The organism is Nioella aestuarii, assembly GCF_050896395.1.
Classification (GTDB): domain Bacteria; phylum Pseudomonadota; class Alphaproteobacteria; order Rhodobacterales; family Rhodobacteraceae; genus Nioella; species Nioella aestuarii.
The window spans coordinates 1-14,947 of the sequence record NZ_JBPBBA010000059.1; the positions used below are offsets into that span (position 1 = coordinate 1).

Annotated in this window: 17 protein-coding genes and 1 tRNA gene; 3 read left to right on the top strand and 15 right to left on the bottom strand. The window is 61.1% G+C overall.

All coding sequences use genetic code 11. The features are described from left to right. Positions 1 to 76 precede the first annotated feature (76 nt). Complete coding sequence (locus ACROHD_RS19830; RefSeq protein ID WP_432680179.1) at positions 77 to 313, top strand: hypothetical protein; 237 nt, start codon at positions 77 to 79, stop codon at positions 311 to 313. A 6-nt stretch (positions 314 to 319) separates the two neighbouring features. Here the strand turns inward: ACROHD_RS19830 and ACROHD_RS19835 are convergent, their stop codons facing one another. The 8 genes from ACROHD_RS19835 to ACROHD_RS19870 form a co-directional block, all read right to left on the bottom strand. Beyond that, entirely contained in the window at positions 320 to 1,567 is a 1,248-nt protein-coding gene (locus ACROHD_RS19835) for a glycosyltransferase family 4 protein (RefSeq protein ID WP_432680181.1), read from the bottom strand. A 79-nt stretch (positions 1,568 to 1,646) separates the two neighbouring features. After that, on the bottom strand, positions 1,647 to 2,516 hold the full coding sequence (rfbA, locus tag ACROHD_RS19840; protein WP_432680183.1) for a glucose-1-phosphate thymidylyltransferase RfbA: 870 nt from the start codon (positions 2,514 to 2,516) through the stop codon (positions 1,647 to 1,649). Next, a complete protein-coding gene (gene rfbD, locus ACROHD_RS19845; RefSeq protein ID WP_432680185.1) occupies positions 2,513 to 3,367 on the bottom strand; it encodes a dTDP-4-dehydrorhamnose reductase in 855 nt (284 codons plus the stop codon). The genes rfbA and rfbD overlap by 4 nt, the downstream gene beginning before the upstream one ends. Then, a complete protein-coding gene (gene rfbB, locus ACROHD_RS19850; protein WP_432680187.1) occupies positions 3,364 to 4,413 on the bottom strand; it encodes a dTDP-glucose 4,6-dehydratase in 1,050 nt (349 codons plus the stop codon). Before rfbB ends, rfbD begins: the two co-directional genes overlap by 4 nt. 2 nt (positions 4,414 to 4,415) lie before the next feature. Continuing rightward, positions 4,416 to 4,982 carry a dTDP-4-dehydrorhamnose 3,5-epimerase gene (gene rfbC / locus ACROHD_RS19855; protein ID WP_432680188.1) on the bottom strand — a complete coding sequence of 189 codons (567 nt, stop codon included), beginning with the start codon at positions 4,980 to 4,982 and terminating at the stop codon, positions 4,416 to 4,418. A 148-nt stretch (positions 4,983 to 5,130) separates the two neighbouring features. Further along, positions 5,131 to 5,206, bottom strand: a tRNA-Ala gene (locus tag ACROHD_RS19860). 119 nt (positions 5,207 to 5,325) lie between these two features. Then, a complete protein-coding gene (locus ACROHD_RS19865; protein ID WP_432680189.1) occupies positions 5,326 to 6,270 on the bottom strand; it encodes a hypothetical protein in 945 nt (314 codons plus the stop codon). 287 nt (positions 6,271 to 6,557) lie between these two features. Then, positions 6,558 to 6,896 carry a TIGR02300 family protein gene (locus tag ACROHD_RS19870; RefSeq protein ID WP_432680190.1) on the bottom strand — a complete coding sequence of 113 codons (339 nt, stop codon included), beginning with the start codon at positions 6,894 to 6,896 and terminating at the stop codon, positions 6,558 to 6,560. Here ACROHD_RS19870 and ACROHD_RS19875 point away from each other — a divergent pair. Together ACROHD_RS19875 and ACROHD_RS19880 are read left to right on the top strand one after the other, a co-directional pair. Next, on the top strand, positions 6,895 to 7,707 hold the full coding sequence (locus tag ACROHD_RS19875) for a M48 family metallopeptidase (RefSeq protein WP_432680191.1): 813 nt from the start codon (positions 6,895 to 6,897) through the stop codon (positions 7,705 to 7,707). The two genes, ACROHD_RS19870 and ACROHD_RS19875, sit on opposite strands and share 2 nt — an antisense overlap. A 26-nt stretch (positions 7,708 to 7,733) precedes the next feature. Next, complete coding sequence (locus ACROHD_RS19880; RefSeq protein ID WP_432680192.1) at positions 7,734 to 8,387, top strand: GntR family transcriptional regulator; 654 nt, start codon at positions 7,734 to 7,736, stop codon at positions 8,385 to 8,387. Positions 8,388 to 8,619: 232 nt separating this feature from the next. Here ACROHD_RS19880 and ACROHD_RS19885 read toward each other — a convergent pair whose 3' ends face one another. The 7 genes from ACROHD_RS19885 to odhB form a co-directional block, all read right to left on the bottom strand. After that, entirely contained in the window at positions 8,620 to 8,967 is a 348-nt protein-coding gene (locus tag ACROHD_RS19885; RefSeq protein ID WP_432680193.1) for an SH3 domain-containing protein, read from the bottom strand. Then, complete coding sequence (lpdA, locus tag ACROHD_RS19890; protein ID WP_432680194.1) at positions 8,948 to 10,336, bottom strand: dihydrolipoyl dehydrogenase; 1,389 nt, start codon at positions 10,334 to 10,336, stop codon at positions 8,948 to 8,950. The genes ACROHD_RS19885 and lpdA overlap by 20 nt, the downstream gene beginning before the upstream one ends. Before the next feature lie 162 nt (positions 10,337 to 10,498). Next, a complete protein-coding gene (locus tag ACROHD_RS19895; RefSeq protein ID WP_432680195.1) occupies positions 10,499 to 11,506 on the bottom strand; it encodes a glycosyltransferase family 2 protein in 1,008 nt (335 codons plus the stop codon). Beyond that, positions 11,503 to 12,498: a glycosyltransferase family 2 protein gene (locus ACROHD_RS19900; RefSeq protein ID WP_432680196.1), complete on the bottom strand. Its 996-nt coding sequence runs from the start codon at positions 12,496 to 12,498 to the stop codon at positions 11,503 to 11,505. Before ACROHD_RS19900 ends, ACROHD_RS19895 begins: the two co-directional genes overlap by 4 nt. Before the next feature lie 182 nt (positions 12,499 to 12,680). Then, on the bottom strand, positions 12,681 to 13,091 hold the full coding sequence (locus ACROHD_RS19905) for an MAPEG family protein (protein ID WP_432680197.1): 411 nt from the start codon (positions 13,089 to 13,091) through the stop codon (positions 12,681 to 12,683). Next, on the bottom strand, positions 13,088 to 13,612 hold the full coding sequence (locus tag ACROHD_RS19910; RefSeq protein ID WP_432680198.1) for a hypothetical protein: 525 nt from the start codon (positions 13,610 to 13,612) through the stop codon (positions 13,088 to 13,090). Before ACROHD_RS19910 ends, ACROHD_RS19905 begins: the two co-directional genes overlap by 4 nt. A 76-nt stretch (positions 13,613 to 13,688) precedes the next feature. Beyond that, the coding region (gene odhB, locus ACROHD_RS19915) for a 2-oxoglutarate dehydrogenase complex dihydrolipoyllysine-residue succinyltransferase (protein WP_432680199.1) at positions 13,689 to 14,947 on the bottom strand (1,259 nt) is incomplete at its 5' end.

Consider the following 14,947-nt stretch of genomic DNA (forward strand, 5'->3'; position numbering starts at 1 on the left):
CTTGTGTCGCTTGTTCGCCATTCTCTGTCCTCCGTTTCCTAAACATAACGGTGGACCAATTCAGATGGGGAGGCTCATGATCCTGCGGGAATACCCCGCATCCGCTTTGCGCACCGGCCAGCGCGGTCCGCGTGAGGAGCGGGTGGTCTTTACCCTGGATCTCACGACATCGGATGGGCTTTTCTCTGCCCGGAACTTCCGCATTCACTCGGGCGATCTCGTATTGGCCACGGAAAGTCCGGTCAGCTCGGTGCAGACTGTGTTCAGCCTGTTCGGAAGCGCCTTTGGTCTGGTGAACGCGGTTACGAACTAAGCCAATTCAGGGCAAGGAAATGGGCCGCGCATTGGGCGTGAGCCCATTGATACGCTCGATGTGAACCGGCAGACAGCGGGTCAGGAAATCGAAGTTTTCGACCGCATGGACGCGGGCGGCTTGGCCGAGATGGGCATAGTCGCCGGGGTTTGACAGGACCTCACAAACCTGACGCGCAAGCGCTTCGGGTTGGAAGAAGTCGACCAGCAGCCCGGTTTCCCCATGGCTCAGCGCCTCTCGCACCGGGGCCACGTCCGACGCGACGATGGTCGCGCCCATGGACATTGTTTCCAGCAGTGACCAGGACAGGACAAAGGGCACCGTCAGGTAGATGTGGCAACGCGACAGCTGCATCACTGTTTGGTAGTCGGAATAGGGGATGCGTCCGAGGAAGTGAACGCGGCTCCAGTCTACCCGATCGCCCACTTCGCGTTCCATTTCGGCGCGGTAGCCGCCGGCCTGCTTGCTTTCCTTGCCGTAGGACACCTCGTTGCCGCCAATGATCAAGGCACGGGCATTGGGGCGGGCATCCAGGATATGGGGCAGGGCGCGCATGAAGCTGTGAAAGCCACGCGTGGGTTCCATGTTACGCGCCATATAGGTAAAGATCTCATCCTCGCGCGTCACCGAGCGCCCGAGCCGGTCAAGCCGCACAGAGGCATTGGGGTTCGGCAGAAGCCTGTCGGTGCGAATGCCGTCATGGCAGGTGTAGATCTTGCTGTGGAAGCTTTTTGGATAGGTGTTCTTCTGCCATTCGGTCGGGGATTGCCCTAGATCCACGGTTTCCAGATTGGCAAAGTTGACCGCATTACGCGCGTGCATGATGAACGGCGTTGCGGCGCTGGTCGGAAATTCCGGGTCAAAGCCGACCGATCCGCCCTTTGCCAGGAAGTAATATTCGAAATACCCAAGCACGGGCACATCAGGCCAGACGATCTTGGTAAAGGTCAGTTCCCCCCAACCCACATGGCCAAGGATGACATCGGGGGTGAACCCCTCGGCCTGCAACTGCTGGCAGGCCAGCGCCGCGCCGTAACCCGCGCCTGTGCATTCCTCCCAATAGCGGGAGAGGCCATAGGCGTCCTTGGTGGGTTTGTGGTGCGGGGCATATTGAACCACGCGGATACCGGGGGTCGGGTCCACGCCCCGGCGCTGCGTCAGAAATACGATCTCATGCTCGCCTTGCGCGGCCAACCATTCCACCAGCTGGCGATACTGACCGGGATAGTTCTGATGAATGAAGAGAAGTTTCATGGGCAGGCCGGAATCTGATCACAAAAAAAGGGGCGGAACCGCTAAGCTAACGGTCCCGCCCCCTGGTGCAAGGTTTTCCTTAAAGCAGCGTTGCCAGATAGGCGCCGTAGCTGTTCTTTTTGAACATCTCGGCCCGCTGTGACAGATCTTCTCGGCTGATCCAGCCTTTGTCATAAGCGATTTCATCCAGGCACCCGGTTTGCAGCCCCTGCCGCTTTTCCAGGGTGCGCACGAAATTTCCGGCATCCAGCAGGCTGCCATGGGTGCCGGTGTCCAGCCAGGCATAGCCGCGCCCCATGCGTTTCACGCTGAGCTTTCCATCTCTAAGGTAGGATTCCAGAAGCGTGGTTATCTCAAGCTCGCCCCGAGCGGATGGCTGAACATTTCGGGCCCGCTCAGGCGCAGATCCGTCAAGGAAGTACAGCCCCGTCACCGCGTAGTTTGACGGCGGAACGTCCGGCTTTTCGATGATGCCGGTCACTTCGCCCGCACTGTCGAACGAGACCACACCATAGCGTTCCGGATCGGACACGTGATAGCCAAATACCGTGCCACCCCCGGTTTGACGATCTGCCTGAGCCATGATCTCGGGCAGTCCATGGCCGAAGAAAATATTGTCGCCCAACACCATTGCCGACGGCGCGCCCTGCAGGAAGTCCTCGGCCAGGATATAGGCCTGCGCCAGCCCGTCGGGGGAAGGCTGTTCGATATAGGTCAGGCTGATGCCCCATTGGCTACCGTCGCCCAGGGTGCGCTTGAATTGGTCCTGATCAACGGGCGTGGTGATGACGGCAATCTCGCGGATGCCGGCCAGCATCAGCACGCTAAGCGGATAGTAGATCATCGGCTTGTCATAGATTGGTAGCAGCTGCTTCGACACACCTATGGTGATCGGATAAAGCCGCGTGCCAGAGCCGCCGGCAAGGATGATGCCTTTGCGATTGGTCATGATGTCTGATCCTGAATGTCTTTGATGATGTTGGAAAGGGATCTTCGCCAATCGGGTCTGGAAATTCCGAAATGTTCGCTTGTGGATGAACAATCCATGCGGGAATTGGCCGGTCGCGCGGCCGGGGTGGGAAAGTCGCTGGTTGGGATATCCGCCACCTCGCAGGTCAGGTCTGCCTGGCGAAAGATCTCTCTCGCGAAATCGGCCCAGGACACGTCCGGCGTGCCCGAGAAATGGTAGGTGCCCGATTTCGACGGGTCCGCCTGAAGTTGTGCCGCAATGGACAGACAGGCCGCGGCGATATCGCTGGCAGGGGTCGGGCCGCCCACCTGATCTGCCACGATGGTCAGCCGGTCTCGGTCAGTGCCAAGCCTCAGCATCGTCTTGACGAAGTTCTTGCCGTGGGCCGACACCACCCAGGAGGTTCGCAGGATGGCGTAAGTTCCTCCCGCCGCCTGAATGGCGGCCTCTCCGGCCAGTTTGCTACGCCCATAGGCGCCAAGCGGCCCGGTGGGGGCCTCAACCGACCATGGCGCGGTCCCAGTGCCATCAAACACGTAGTCGGTGGAGATATGGACGAAGGGAATTCCCAGCTCAGCACAGGCGCGCGCCATCGCACCGGGGGCCGCACCATTGACCAGCGTCGCGGTGGCCTCGTCGCTTTCGGCCTGATCGACGGCGGTATAGGCGGCGGCATTGATGACCACCGTTGGCTGATGACGCAAGATCGCGTCCGAACAGGCGGCGGGATCAGTCAGGTCGACCTGATCGCGGCCCAAGGCGAGCACATCCGCCTGACGCTGCAATTCGGTTGCGACCTGACCGGTTTTTCCAAAGACGAGGATCGTCATGCCTTCACCCCAAGCCGCTTGCCCACGCCCTCGCGGGTCTGCAAGGCGCGCCACCAGCTTTCATTGTCGAGATACCATTGAACGGTCTTGCGCAGGCCCTCTTCCACGGTCACGGACGGCCGCCAGCCCAGTTCCTCGCGGATACGGGTGGGGTCGATCGCGTAGCGCGCGTCATGGCCGGGGCGGTCAGCGACATAGGTGATCTGATCGGCATAGGTTCCGTTCGCCTTGGGGCGCAGGTCATCCAGAATGCCGCATAGCGTTGTCACAAGCTCCAGGTTGGTGCGCTCATTCTCGCCGCCGATATTATAGCAGCGGCCAAGTACGCCATTTTGCACAACCAAAAGCAGCGCGTCGGCATGATCCTCGACATACAGCCAATCGCGAATATTCGACCCGTCCCCATAGATCGGCAGCGGCTTGCCCGCCAAGGCGTTCAGGATGATCACCGGAACCAGCTTTTCAGGGAAGTGATACGGCCCGTAATTGTTGGAACAATTGGTCAGAACCACCGGCAACCCATAGGTTTCATGCCAGGCACGCACCAAGTGATCGGATGACGCCTTTGACGCCGAATAGGGGCTGCGCGGGTCGTAGGGCGTGTCCTCGGTAAACTGCACCTCAGGATCGGCTGGCAGCGATCCGAACACTTCGTCGGTCGAGATGTGATGAAAGCGGAACCCGTCGGGCCGACCGTTTTCCACCCAGTATTTCCGCGCCGCTTCCAGCATATTGAAGGTGCCGGAGATATTGGTCTCGATGAAGTCGCCCGGCCCGTCAATGGATCGGTCCACATGGGATTCCGCCGCCAGATGCATCACCGCATCTGGTTTGTGCTCCGCAAAGATCCGATCCAGTGCCGCGCGGTCACGGATATCTGCATGTTCGAACGTGTAATGATTGCTGTCGGCCACCGGCGCCACATTGTCCAGGCAGGCCGCATAGGTCAGCGCGTCGAGGTTCACGACGTCATGGCCACGGGCGACGGCAAGGCGCACCACGGCCGAGCCGATAAACCCAGCCCCGCCTGTCACAAGCAGTTTCATCGCTACGCACCCTCCCAGGTGAAGGGATTGTCCAGATCCTTCAGCAGGGGCGCTGCGGCATCTTTATCAGACAGCATCGCCTGAACGTCGCCCATCCCCCAGTCGATGCCGATATCAGGGTCGTCAAACCGCACTGCGCCATCGGCTTCGGGGGCGTAGTAGTCGGTACATTTGTAGATGATCTCGGTGTCTGGTTCGCGGGTTACGAAGCCATGCAAAAAACCTGCTGGAATCATCAGCTGCTTGCCATTCTCAAAGCTCAGCTCGATGCCGTACCATTGGCCATAGGTGGGCGAGCCCTTGCGGATATCCACCGCCACATCAAACAGCCGCCCGCGCCCGCACCGAACCAATTTGGCCTGTGCATGTGGTGGCGCCTGGAAATGCAGGCCACGCACAGTGCCGACCTGGGCAGACAGCGAATGATTGTCCTGCACGAAGTCGTAGTATAGCCCGTGCTCAGCCATCTGCCGTTTGTTCCAGCTTTCGCAGAAAAAACCACGGGAATCGCCAAATCGACGAGGTGTCAGGACGCGCAGTCCTGGAATCTTGGTTTGCTCAACCTGCACACAACACCTCTCATGATTGCTCTTTGGACGGGGTTGTTCTTGGGTATTTTGCGTCTGGTTGCAATGGGCATGTCCGCAAAGCCCATTTCAAGCGGATCAACGGACCGCAGAAAACGCCGTGCCACTATGCGCATATGATTGTAGGATTTGGTGGAGCCTAGGGGGATCGAACCCCTGACCTCTTGCATGCCATGCAAGCGCTCTCCCAGCTGAGCTAAGGCCCCATCTAAACGTCTTCGTCCTGACGGTAGGCGGGGTTTATGAAAGAGCGCGGCGATGTTCAAGCGAAAAAATGCCCCCCGCCACCAGTTGTGGGGAGAACGCGAAAGATCGCCGTGACCGATCAAGGCGCACTCCAGCCGAGTGCCCTGCATGCATCATAGAATTCCTCGTCAGGACGTTCAGTCTGGATCTGCCATTGGTTGGCGGAACCCGGTTCCAGGTTCACTGCGCCATCCGAGCCGCCGGAGACGTCCAGCGCTTCGGCGATCTCGGGGAATGGTCCTGCGATGATTTCAAATTCCGGCCCCCAAACCCAGATCGTCGGCAGATAGCCGTATGGCCCCCGTTGGCTACCCCGATTGCAGACCGAGTCGATGGCCCTTTGGCGGGCTTCGCGCTGCTGGTCCTGCTCGAACTGATCGACGCTCGATCCGACGGGGAACTGCCATATCGAGCGTAGAGCGATGTCCGTGAAGGTTGACGAGACCTGGATGACTCGATTCGAGTATCCCTCTACCCACGCGCTTTGCCAGCCATTGCGGTTCTGGTAGCCGCCACCGGAGAACCGGATCACGTAGTATCCGCCTTCCGTCAGGATATCGGCCATGCCCCCGGCGGGCCCCGAAAGCCGTGCTTCGGCTTGGGACAGCATCGCGCCGATGTGCGTTATCTCCTCGCGTCGGGCAAGGGCGGCATCGGCCAGCGCCTCCCTGTTTTCCAGATCAATGGCCGCGACGATTGCCAGAAATTCATCGGACAGGGCCGCATGCACCGTTGCCAGGTCGATCTGACCAGATCCGAAAGCACCTGCGCTCATGCGTTCCAGAAAGCCGGCAGCGGCCTCTCTGAGCAGCCGGGATGCCGCTGAGCCTGTCAAAAACTCCTCTATGCTCTGCGCTTCGCCTTCCCCGAGCATGGCTTGAAGCATCAGGGTCGAAAACACGCGCTGCACCTGATCTTCTGACAGCAGGGTTGCCCCGTTCACACCATCGTCGACGAGGAAACCGTCGCGGTTTTCCCGCAGTCGGTCGAGCTGGTCTGCTTCAGAAGCAAGTACATCGCGCACCTCGCGCGCATCGCTCAGCCATGTTCAAGCTGGGTCCGATTGGTGCTGTCTTGCAGAAGATCGGCAAGGAGACTGGCGCTTTGACCATGTCCGAGGTTGGGAAGGGCAAGGCAAAACCAAAGGCCGAAGAAGGCCAGTCGCAAGTATGGCATGGGCTCAATCCAGTGGTGTTCAATGCCCGCATCATACAAGGAACATGCGATTCTGGAAAACCCGCAGGACCGGGCGCGCATGACAAAAGGCGGGCCCATGCGGACCCGCCCTTCATTATCCGTTTCGACGCTGGATCAGCTGTCGTCGTCGTCCGACGCCACGTCCTTCAGATCGTCGAGGGGGACGCTGTCGTCATCCTCATCGTCTTCCAGCAGATCATCATCCAGATCAATGTCATCGCTGTCATCGTCCAGCAGTGCATCGGCGTCATCGACCAGCACGTCATCATCGTCGCTTGGCTTGGCTTGGGCTTTGTCAGCCTTGTCCGCGACCAGCGTGCGAGATGCTTTGCCTGTTTCGACCACAACCGTTTCGCCCGTGTAGGGGCTGACGATCGGGGTCTTGTTCAGGTCGTAGAAGCGCTTGCCGGTTGTCGGGCAGACACGTTTGACGCCCCATTCTTCTTTGGGCATGACACCCCCTTCAATCATCGCTATCGAGGAATTGCGGTCACCTGCCACAATGTCGGGGGGCTGTAAAGCCTTTCGTCGGACCAATTGCAAGAAGCCGGGCAGCAAGACGCGTATGGGGGACAGTATCCACATTCTTGGGGGCGATCCGCCGGTTGAAGTGATTCTGAAGCGGTCAGCACGGGCGCGGCGCTTTACCCTGCGCGTGTCACGATCCAATGGGCGGGTTACTCTGTCGATGCCCCATTTCGCGCGCAAAGCCGAAGCGATTGCCTTTCTCGATGCCCGCGCCGGGTGGGTCCGCAAGCATCTGGCCGCCAGCCCCACCCCTTCGCGGCCTGAAATCGGGGAGGCGATTCCGATCGAAGGGCAGTTGCGGCCGATCGTTCACGGCAAGGGCCGCTCGGCACGGCTGATTGATGGCCGCGTGGAGCTGCCCGAGGGGCAGGAAGGGCCGCGTATGGCTGCGCTACTGAAGCAAATGGCGCGGGACCGGTTGGCGGAACGGTCGGCCCACCACGCGGGCGTTCTGGGGCGCGGTTACGGCAGGATCACGCTGCGCGACACCCGCAGCCGGTGGGGCAGCTGTTCTTCTAAGGGCGATCTGATGTATTGCTGGCGGCTCATCATGGCCCCGCCCGAGGTGCTGGATTATGTTGCCGCCCACGAGGTGGCGCATCTGGCTGAGATGAATCACTCACCCGCCTTCTGGGCGGTATGCGAACGGCTCTGCCCCGGCTATCAGCCGCATCGAGACTGGTTGCGCAAGAACGGCGCGGACCTGCTTGCATGGCGCTTTGACCGCTTGCCCTAAGCCGGGGCTTGTGATCGGGTGAGACTATGCTTTTGACACAGCGCCCCCCCGAAGCGGCGACCACCGTTGCCCATGACCGGATCTACCGCACGATTCGGACCCGGATCATGCATGGCCAGATGTTGCCCGGCGAAGCGTTGACGCTGCGCGGCATCGCCAAGGAATTCGACGTCTCGATGACCCCCGCCCGAGAGGCGCTGCGGCGGTTGGTGAGCGAAGGGGCGCTGTCGTTGTCGTCTTCGGGACGTGTGTCCACGCCCGAGTTGACCAATGACCGCATCGAGGAACTTGCAGCCATCCGCGCGCTCTTGGAACCAGAGCTGTCCGCCCGCGCCCTGCCGCGCGCGCATCTGGCGCTGATCGACCGGATGGATGTGATCAACAGCACGGTCGCCGAGGCGGTCGCGCATCGCGATCCGGTGGCCTATATCCGCGCGAATCTGGAGTTTCACCGAACGCTATATCTGCGCGCGCAGGCTCCGGCGATGCTGGCATTGGCAGAGACAGTCTGGCTGCAACTGGGGCCGACCATGCGGGCGCTTTACGGGCGTCTCAGGCGCACAGATCCGCCGCGACATCACAAGCTGATCATTGCGGCACTGAAGGCGGGGGATGAGCCGGGTCTGAGGCTGGCGGTGCGCGCGGATGTCACGCAAGGGCTGCGGTTGCTGGCGGGCTAAAAGAGGTAGCCCCCGAAACACCACCCGTGCCCTCCCATACAGATGTGAGGTCGGTTTCGCCGCCTTTGGCGTCGATCCGGGGGCGGTCCTCGTCAGGCGCCTCTGGCGCCCTCCTTGGACCGCGTTGCCACGGGATCGGGGTGAGCGCGGCGACCCGATCCGATGGATGCGCCGGTTGACAGCGACGATGCCTCCGGCGGGGGTATTTTTGCAAAGAAGAAGGAGGGAGGGATCAGTCTGCGGTCAGGCAGGGATCCGGGATCCAACCTATGCGGCCGTCCTGCGCCTGGCAGCGGGTCCAGCCGAGGCGGTGCTCCAGCGGGGCGAGCAGGTCGCCGGGCGTGACGGTCAGCTCTGCTGTGTCGAATTGTTCAGCGATCTGGCTGCCATCGACGATGTCGGCGGGCACCCAACCGCCGAGGTCGCCGCTGTTCACCACCCATTGCCAGCCGGGATAGTCGTCGTCGACCCTGCCGGGGGTGACCCGCTCGCCCGCCGTGACGGCGAGCGCGGGGGAATAGGTTGCGCGCCAGGGTTTGACGACGCGCACCTTGATATCGTCAGGCGTGGATTGCGCCATCGCCGCAGGCGAGTGCCGCTTCGCGCACTGCTTCGGAGAAGGTGGGGTGGGCATGGCAGGTCAGCGCCACGTCCTGGGCCGAGGCACCGAATTCCATCGCAACGCAGATCTCGTGGATGAGATCACCCGCGCCGGGGCCGATGATGTGGCAGCCCAGGATGCGGTCGGTTTCCTTGTCGACGATCATCTTGACGAAGCCTTCGCCCTGGAACACTGCCTTGGCGCGGCCATTGCCCATGAAAGAAAACTCGCCAACCTTGTAGGCGAGGCCCGAGGCTTTGACCTCTTCCTCAGTCTGACCGACGGCGGCAACTTCGGGCGCGGTGTAGATCACGCCGGGGATGACGGAATAGTTCACATGGCCATGCTTGCCCGCTATCTGTTCAGCCACGGCCATGCCCTCATCCTCGGCCTTGTGGGCCAGCATCGGGCCTTCGATCACGTCGCCGATCGCGTAGATGCCAGGAACGTTGGTGGCCCAGTGGGCGTCTGTCTTGATCTGGCCGCGCGGGGTCATCTCGATGCCCAGTTTGTCGAGCCCCAGACCCTCGGTGTAGGGGCGGCGGCCGGTGGCGACCAGCACCACATCGGCATCGACCTGATGCTCGCTGTCATCCTTGCGCAGCTTGTAGTTCACTTTGGCCTTGGTCTTGAGCGCCTCGACCGACTGCACCGCAGCGCCCATGACGAAATTGAGCCCCTGCTTTTTCAGGATGCGCTGGAAGGTTTTGGCGACTTTGCCGTCCATCCCGGGGGTGATCTGGTCGAGGAATTCGATCACAGTCACCTCTGCCCCGAGGCGCGCATAAACAGAGCCCAGTTCCAGCCCGATGACGCCCGCGCCGATCACGACCATCTTCTTGGGCGTCTTGGACAGTTCCAGAGCGCCAGTGGAGGTGACGACGATTTTCTCGTCAACCTCGACGCCGGGCAGGGTGGAGGGCTCGGACCCCGAAGCAATGACGATGTTCTTTGCTTCATGGATGTCGTCACCGACCTTTACCTTGCCGGCCTCGGGGATCGAGGCCCATCCCTTGATCCAGTCGATTTTGTTCTTCTTGAACAGGAACTCGATGCCCTTGGTGTTCTGGCCGATCACGTCATCCTTGTAGGCCAGCATCTGCGGCCAGTCGACGGAGGGCGACTTGCCCTTGAGACCCATCTTGGCGAAGTTGTGCTCGGCTTCGTGCAGGCTATGGGAGGCGTGTAGCAGTGCCTTGGAGGGGATGCAGCCGACGTTCAGGCAGGTGCCGCCGAGAGCCTCGCGGCCTTCCACGCAAGCGGTCTTCAGACCCAGTTGCGCGCAGCGAATGGCTGAGACGTAGCCGCCGGGGCCACCGCCGATGATGATGACGTCATAGCTTGCCATGTTGACCTCCTTGGTCGTCGTTCCGGGCGTGTTTCAGAGGGTATGCGGGGCCGAATCCCCCTGCGTCAACCGCTAATGGAAAATCACCCAGAAAATTGGGGTGATTTTTTGCCTCCGTTTTTCGGAGTCCTCAAATTTGTGATCACAAATGAAGTTGCACGCCTATTCTGCCGCATTTAGCAAGGCTGGATCCATCGGCTCGGCCGTCCATTCGGAGATTTTCTCGGACGTTAGTATGCGGTCACGGCGTTCATAGAACCAATGCAGCGCGGCCTGTTCGAGGTGATACAGGATCAGGTCTTCGCGCAATTCTTCGAGTTCTTCCCTCACTTGCGGTAGCAGGCGGTGGATCGAAGCATCCTCGACCTCATTGCGGTTGCAGCGCTGGTAGAAGATCGAGTCCTTGAAATACTTTCCCAGGCCCTGTGTATTGGCAGCGCCGCGATCGTTCTTCATCAGGAAGGTGTCGTCAGACCGGATCGCATAGTGATTGATCTGGGCATTGTCCCAGGTCAGTTCTGCCCTGTCCATCTTGCGGTGGCGTTCATGGGGCGGCTTGAAGAGCGAGTCGGACGTGATCTGCACCCCGCGCGTGTTGTGATTGCGCACCTTGGGATGGGTCGGATGCTTGGGCATGTGGATCGAGACGGCGGAGAACTTGCGCGCCTTGAACATGGCCTTGTGCAGGCAGGAATTCCACGCAGGCTCTGCCTTGGCCATGGTGAAGTTTTCCGTCACCAGACCGCCGGGCCAAGTCTGGTGCCCGGAATTGCCGAAGAGCCGCCAGGCGATGGCGATGCTTTCCGTGGGCGGCATGAGGTCGAGGAGATCGTCCACGTGGCCCTTGCCGCAAGTGATGTTGAGAAACTCGTCGCTGTCGACATGCAGGCACCATTCGGCGAGCACCAGGTCATCCACATCCTCGCGTGCGATGCGCAAGGACTCCATCTGTGGGCGGCCCGCGCCGCGCCAGTCGTTGCGCAGGTGGCGGACATATCCCATCTGCTCCAGCCGATCCAACATCAGGTCGGTGCCGTCTGTGCAGTTATTGGTGACGATGACGGCCTTGTCGAAGCCGATCACGCGGTAATACGCGATCCATTCCAGCAGGAACATGCCCTCGTTACGCATACAGGATAGAACAACCTTGTCCCCGTGGCGGCTGGTCATGCGGCTTTCTCCTCGTCCACGGGCAGGGTCCATTCGGCGATGCGTTCAGGCGTCAAAACCCGCTTGCGGCGATTGTCCCACCAGATGTTAGAGGCGTGTTCGAGGGTCGCCAGCAGAGGATCGGCGCGCAGCGTGGCCAGGCGGTCCTGCAACTCGGACAAGTGGCGCAGAATGGAAGTATCTTCGCGCCGGTTTGTGTTGTAGCGGCGGTGGAAGGTGGAGTTGAGATAGCGCTTGGTTCCGCCCCGGTCGGCGCCATCACCGCGGTCGTTCTTCAGTAAGAAAATATCTTCGGATTTGATCGTGTAATGGTTCACGCAGGCGCCATCCCAGGTGAGCTTCTCTCGGTCCATCCCGCGATGGCGTTCATGGGCCATGGTGTAGAGTGCCGTCGTGTCGATGGCCTCACCCATGGCGTTGCACTGGGTCGCATCAGGGCGCAGCGGGTGTTTGGGCATATGCACCGTCATGGTCTGGAATTTCTTCGGCTGGAACAGGGCCTTGTGAAAGGCCGTGGACCAGAAGGGCTTCTTGTCACAGCGGGTGAAGTTTTCCACGACATTCCCGCCGGGCCAGGTCTTGTGGCCGCTATCCCCGAAGGGCCGCCAGGCCAGCGCGCAGGCGTCGAAACCCTGCACAACATCGATCAGGTCATCCAGCCTGTGATCCCCATGAAAGACGTTCAGAAACTCATCGCTGTCCACGTGCAGCAGCCAATTGGCCTCGGCCACCTCCGGGATGTCATCCATTGCCATGCGCAGACCGTGGATCTGAGGGCTGTCAGCCTCGTAGCCGCGATTGCGGATATGTTTGACCTGCCCCAGTTCCTGCAACCGGTCCAGCATCATGTCGGTGCCATCGGCGCAATCATTGCTGATGACGACGATATGATCGACCCCGAGCAGGCGGTAATAGGCCACCCATTCGAGCAGGAAGATCCCCTCGTTCTTCATGCAGGACAGGACGGTTCGGGTTCCAAAGCGGCTGCTCATCAGCTTGGCCCTTCGTGTAACTGCTCGTTCCGGCGCTCTCATGGCGCGTTTGGGCAGAGTATGCCGTGCAAGGGGGAAAAGGGCAAATGAAAGCGGTCGAGGCGGAGGCGGGCAGGAAAAATCTTTCGGAAGATTTTTCGGGGTTTTCCTGAAGAATTTTCCAGAAAATTATTCCTGTTCCCCTAGATCAGAGCCGCCGCCAGCATGATCACGGTGGCCCCGAGCCCCACGGACCAAAGAACCGAGCGCCAGGGCACCCAGCCAAAGGCATAGGCGGGGACGTAGAGAATGCGAGCGGCAAGGTAGATCCAGGCGCAGGTGGTGGTGAGGGGGGTGGAGGTCTCGCCCAATGTCACGACGACCACGGCGATGGTGAACAGGATCAGCCCCTCGAAATGGTTGGTCATGGCCCTGTGCAGGCGGCCCGTGCGGGGGCTCACCTGATCCATCAGTGGTTTTTGCAGGTGGTCCGGGTCACGGGGAGAGAGGGTTTTCGCAACCCCAAGTTCCAGATTGGCGGGGATGGCCATCAGGGTGATCTGAACGACTTGCCAAAGGGCTGCGAGGGCGAGGACGGTGAGTTCAGGAGTCATGCCTTGGCCTCGTAATCGGAAAAATACCGGCTGAGGGTAGCGCGGTCTGAATCCGAGACGATGGTATCTCCGGTGTCGTCCAGCAGATCCTTGAGAAGGTACCATTCGTCTGTTCTGGCGACATGGCCGCGTTTGAGGACTTTTGTCGCGGTGCGTTTCAGCAGGCCGGATTCGGAGAAGAAGTCAAAGCCGACCTCCTGTCTGAACGCGGTGAGGAAGCGGCCGACCTCGGCCCGCGTCTCCGGCGCTCCTTTGCGCAGATGATAGGTCAATTCGCCGGCCGTGACGGCATACCATTGCCGCACTTCCTTCAGGAACTGGAAGTAAGTCGGGCCGGAGTAGGCGTCGAATTCTGCCAGGGTGGAAGCGCCTGTTTGGACGAACTCGTCGAGGTCGGGCTGGGCCTCCGGGGCGTGGGCCTGCTGCCACATTGCGATGCGCCAGTCGCGGTAGAAGTCTAGGCCGCGCAGCAGGCGGACGAGGGCGTCGCGGGTCTGGGCGCGGGTGGGTTTGGGGGGCATGCGGAACCTATGACGCTTCGGAGCCTGCCCGGATGCGAAATCCGGGCAGGCGGGGTCTGATGTGCCGTGGGAGAGTTTACAAATCCATCAGCAACCGCCGGGGATCTTCCAGTGCTTCCTTCACCCGCACAAGGAATGTCACCGCGCCTTTGCCGTCGACGATGCGGTGATCGTAGGAAAGCGCCAGGTACATCATCGGGCGGATCACGATCTCTCCGTTCACCACCATCGGGCGGTCCTGGATCTTGTGCATGCCGAGGATGCCCGACTGCGGGGGGTTCAGGATCGGCGAGGACATGAGCGAGCCATAGACGCCGCCGTTCGAGATGGTGAAGGTGCCGCCCTGCATTTCCGCCATGGACAGTTTGCCGTCACGGGCGCGCTTGCCCTTTTCGGCGATGGCCTTCTCGATCTCGGCAAAGCTCATCTGGTCGGCGTCGCGGATGACCGGAACCACCAGACCCTGTGGGGTGCCGGCGGCGACGCCCATATGAACGAAGTTCTTATAGACGATATCGGTACCGTCGATTTCGGCATTGACCTCGGGCACTTCTTTCAGCGCATGGCAGCAGGCCTTGGTGAAGAAGGACATGAAGCCAAGGCGCACGCCGTGCTTCTTCTCGAACTGGTCTTTGTACTGGTTGCGCAGCGCCATGACCTCGGTCATGTCCACCTCGTTATAGGTGGTCAGGATCGCGGCGGTGTTCTGCGCGTCTTTCAGGCGGCGCGCGATGGTCTGGCGCAGGCGGGTCATCTTGACACGTTCCTCGCGCGCGGCGTCATCAGCGCTGACCGGGGCGCGTGGGGCGGCCACAGGGGCAGCCGCAGCAGAGGGGGCCGGGGCAGGGGCGACGACGGCCTTCAGCACGTCTTCCTTCATGATACGGCCATCACGGCCGGTGCCCTGAACCTGATCTTCCGACAGACCCTTTTCCGCCATCAGCTTTTCGGCCGAGGGGGCGTTCTTGATGTCAGCGGCAGCGGCAGCGGGGGCCGCAGCCGGCGCCGCTGCAGGCGCTGCAGCCGAGGCGGATGCGCCACCGATCACGGCCAGCTTGGCGGATGCATTGACGGTCGTGCCTTCGGGCGCAACGATCTCCGACAGCACACCGGACGCGGGCGCGGGCACTTCGACAGACACTTTGTCGGTTTCCAGCTCGCACAGCATCTCGTCCTGAGCGACGGTGTCGCCGACCTGCTTGAACCAAGTGGATACGGTTGCCTCGGTCACGCTTTCGCCAAGCGTCGGCACCATCACATCAACCGCGTCGCCACCATCGGAAGCGGGGGCAGCAGCTGCCGGGGCTGCGGCGGGCGCGGGCGCGGGGGCAGCGC

Coding starts and splice junctions, on each gene's coding strand:
- ACROHD_RS19830 (WP_432680179.1), top strand. CDS start 77: ATGATCCTGCGGGAATACCCCGCATCCGCTTTGCGCACCGGCCAGCGC.
- ACROHD_RS19835 (WP_432680181.1), bottom strand. CDS start 1,567: ATGAAACTTCTCTTCATTCATCAGAACTATCCCGGTCAGTATCGCCAG.
- rfbA (WP_432680183.1), bottom strand. CDS start 2,516: ATGACCAATCGCAAAGGCATCATCCTTGCCGGCGGCTCTGGCACGCGG.
- rfbD (WP_432680185.1), bottom strand. CDS start 3,367: ATGACGATCCTCGTCTTTGGAAAAACCGGTCAGGTCGCAACCGAATTG.
- rfbB (WP_432680187.1), bottom strand. CDS start 4,413: ATGAAACTGCTTGTGACAGGCGGGGCTGGGTTTATCGGCTCGGCCGTG.
- ACROHD_RS19875 (WP_432680191.1), top strand. CDS start 6,895: ATGACACCCCCTTCAATCATCGCTATCGAGGAATTGCGGTCACCTGCC.
- ACROHD_RS19870 (WP_432680190.1), bottom strand. CDS start 6,896: ATGCCCAAAGAAGAATGGGGCGTCAAACGTGTCTGCCCGACAACCGGC.
- ACROHD_RS19880 (WP_432680192.1), top strand. CDS start 7,734: ATGCTTTTGACACAGCGCCCCCCCGAAGCGGCGACCACCGTTGCCCAT.
- ACROHD_RS19885 (WP_432680193.1), bottom strand. CDS start 8,967: ATGGCGCAATCCACGCCTGACGATATCAAGGTGCGCGTCGTCAAACCC.
- lpdA (WP_432680194.1), bottom strand. CDS start 10,336: ATGGCAAGCTATGACGTCATCATCATCGGCGGTGGCCCCGGCGGCTAC.
- ACROHD_RS19895 (WP_432680195.1), bottom strand. CDS start 11,506: ATGACCAGCCGCCACGGGGACAAGGTTGTTCTATCCTGTATGCGTAAC.
- ACROHD_RS19900 (WP_432680196.1), bottom strand. CDS start 12,498: ATGAGCAGCCGCTTTGGAACCCGAACCGTCCTGTCCTGCATGAAGAAC.
- ACROHD_RS19905 (WP_432680197.1), bottom strand. CDS start 13,091: ATGACTCCTGAACTCACCGTCCTCGCCCTCGCAGCCCTTTGGCAAGTC.
- ACROHD_RS19910 (WP_432680198.1), bottom strand. CDS start 13,612: ATGCCCCCCAAACCCACCCGCGCCCAGACCCGCGACGCCCTCGTCCGC.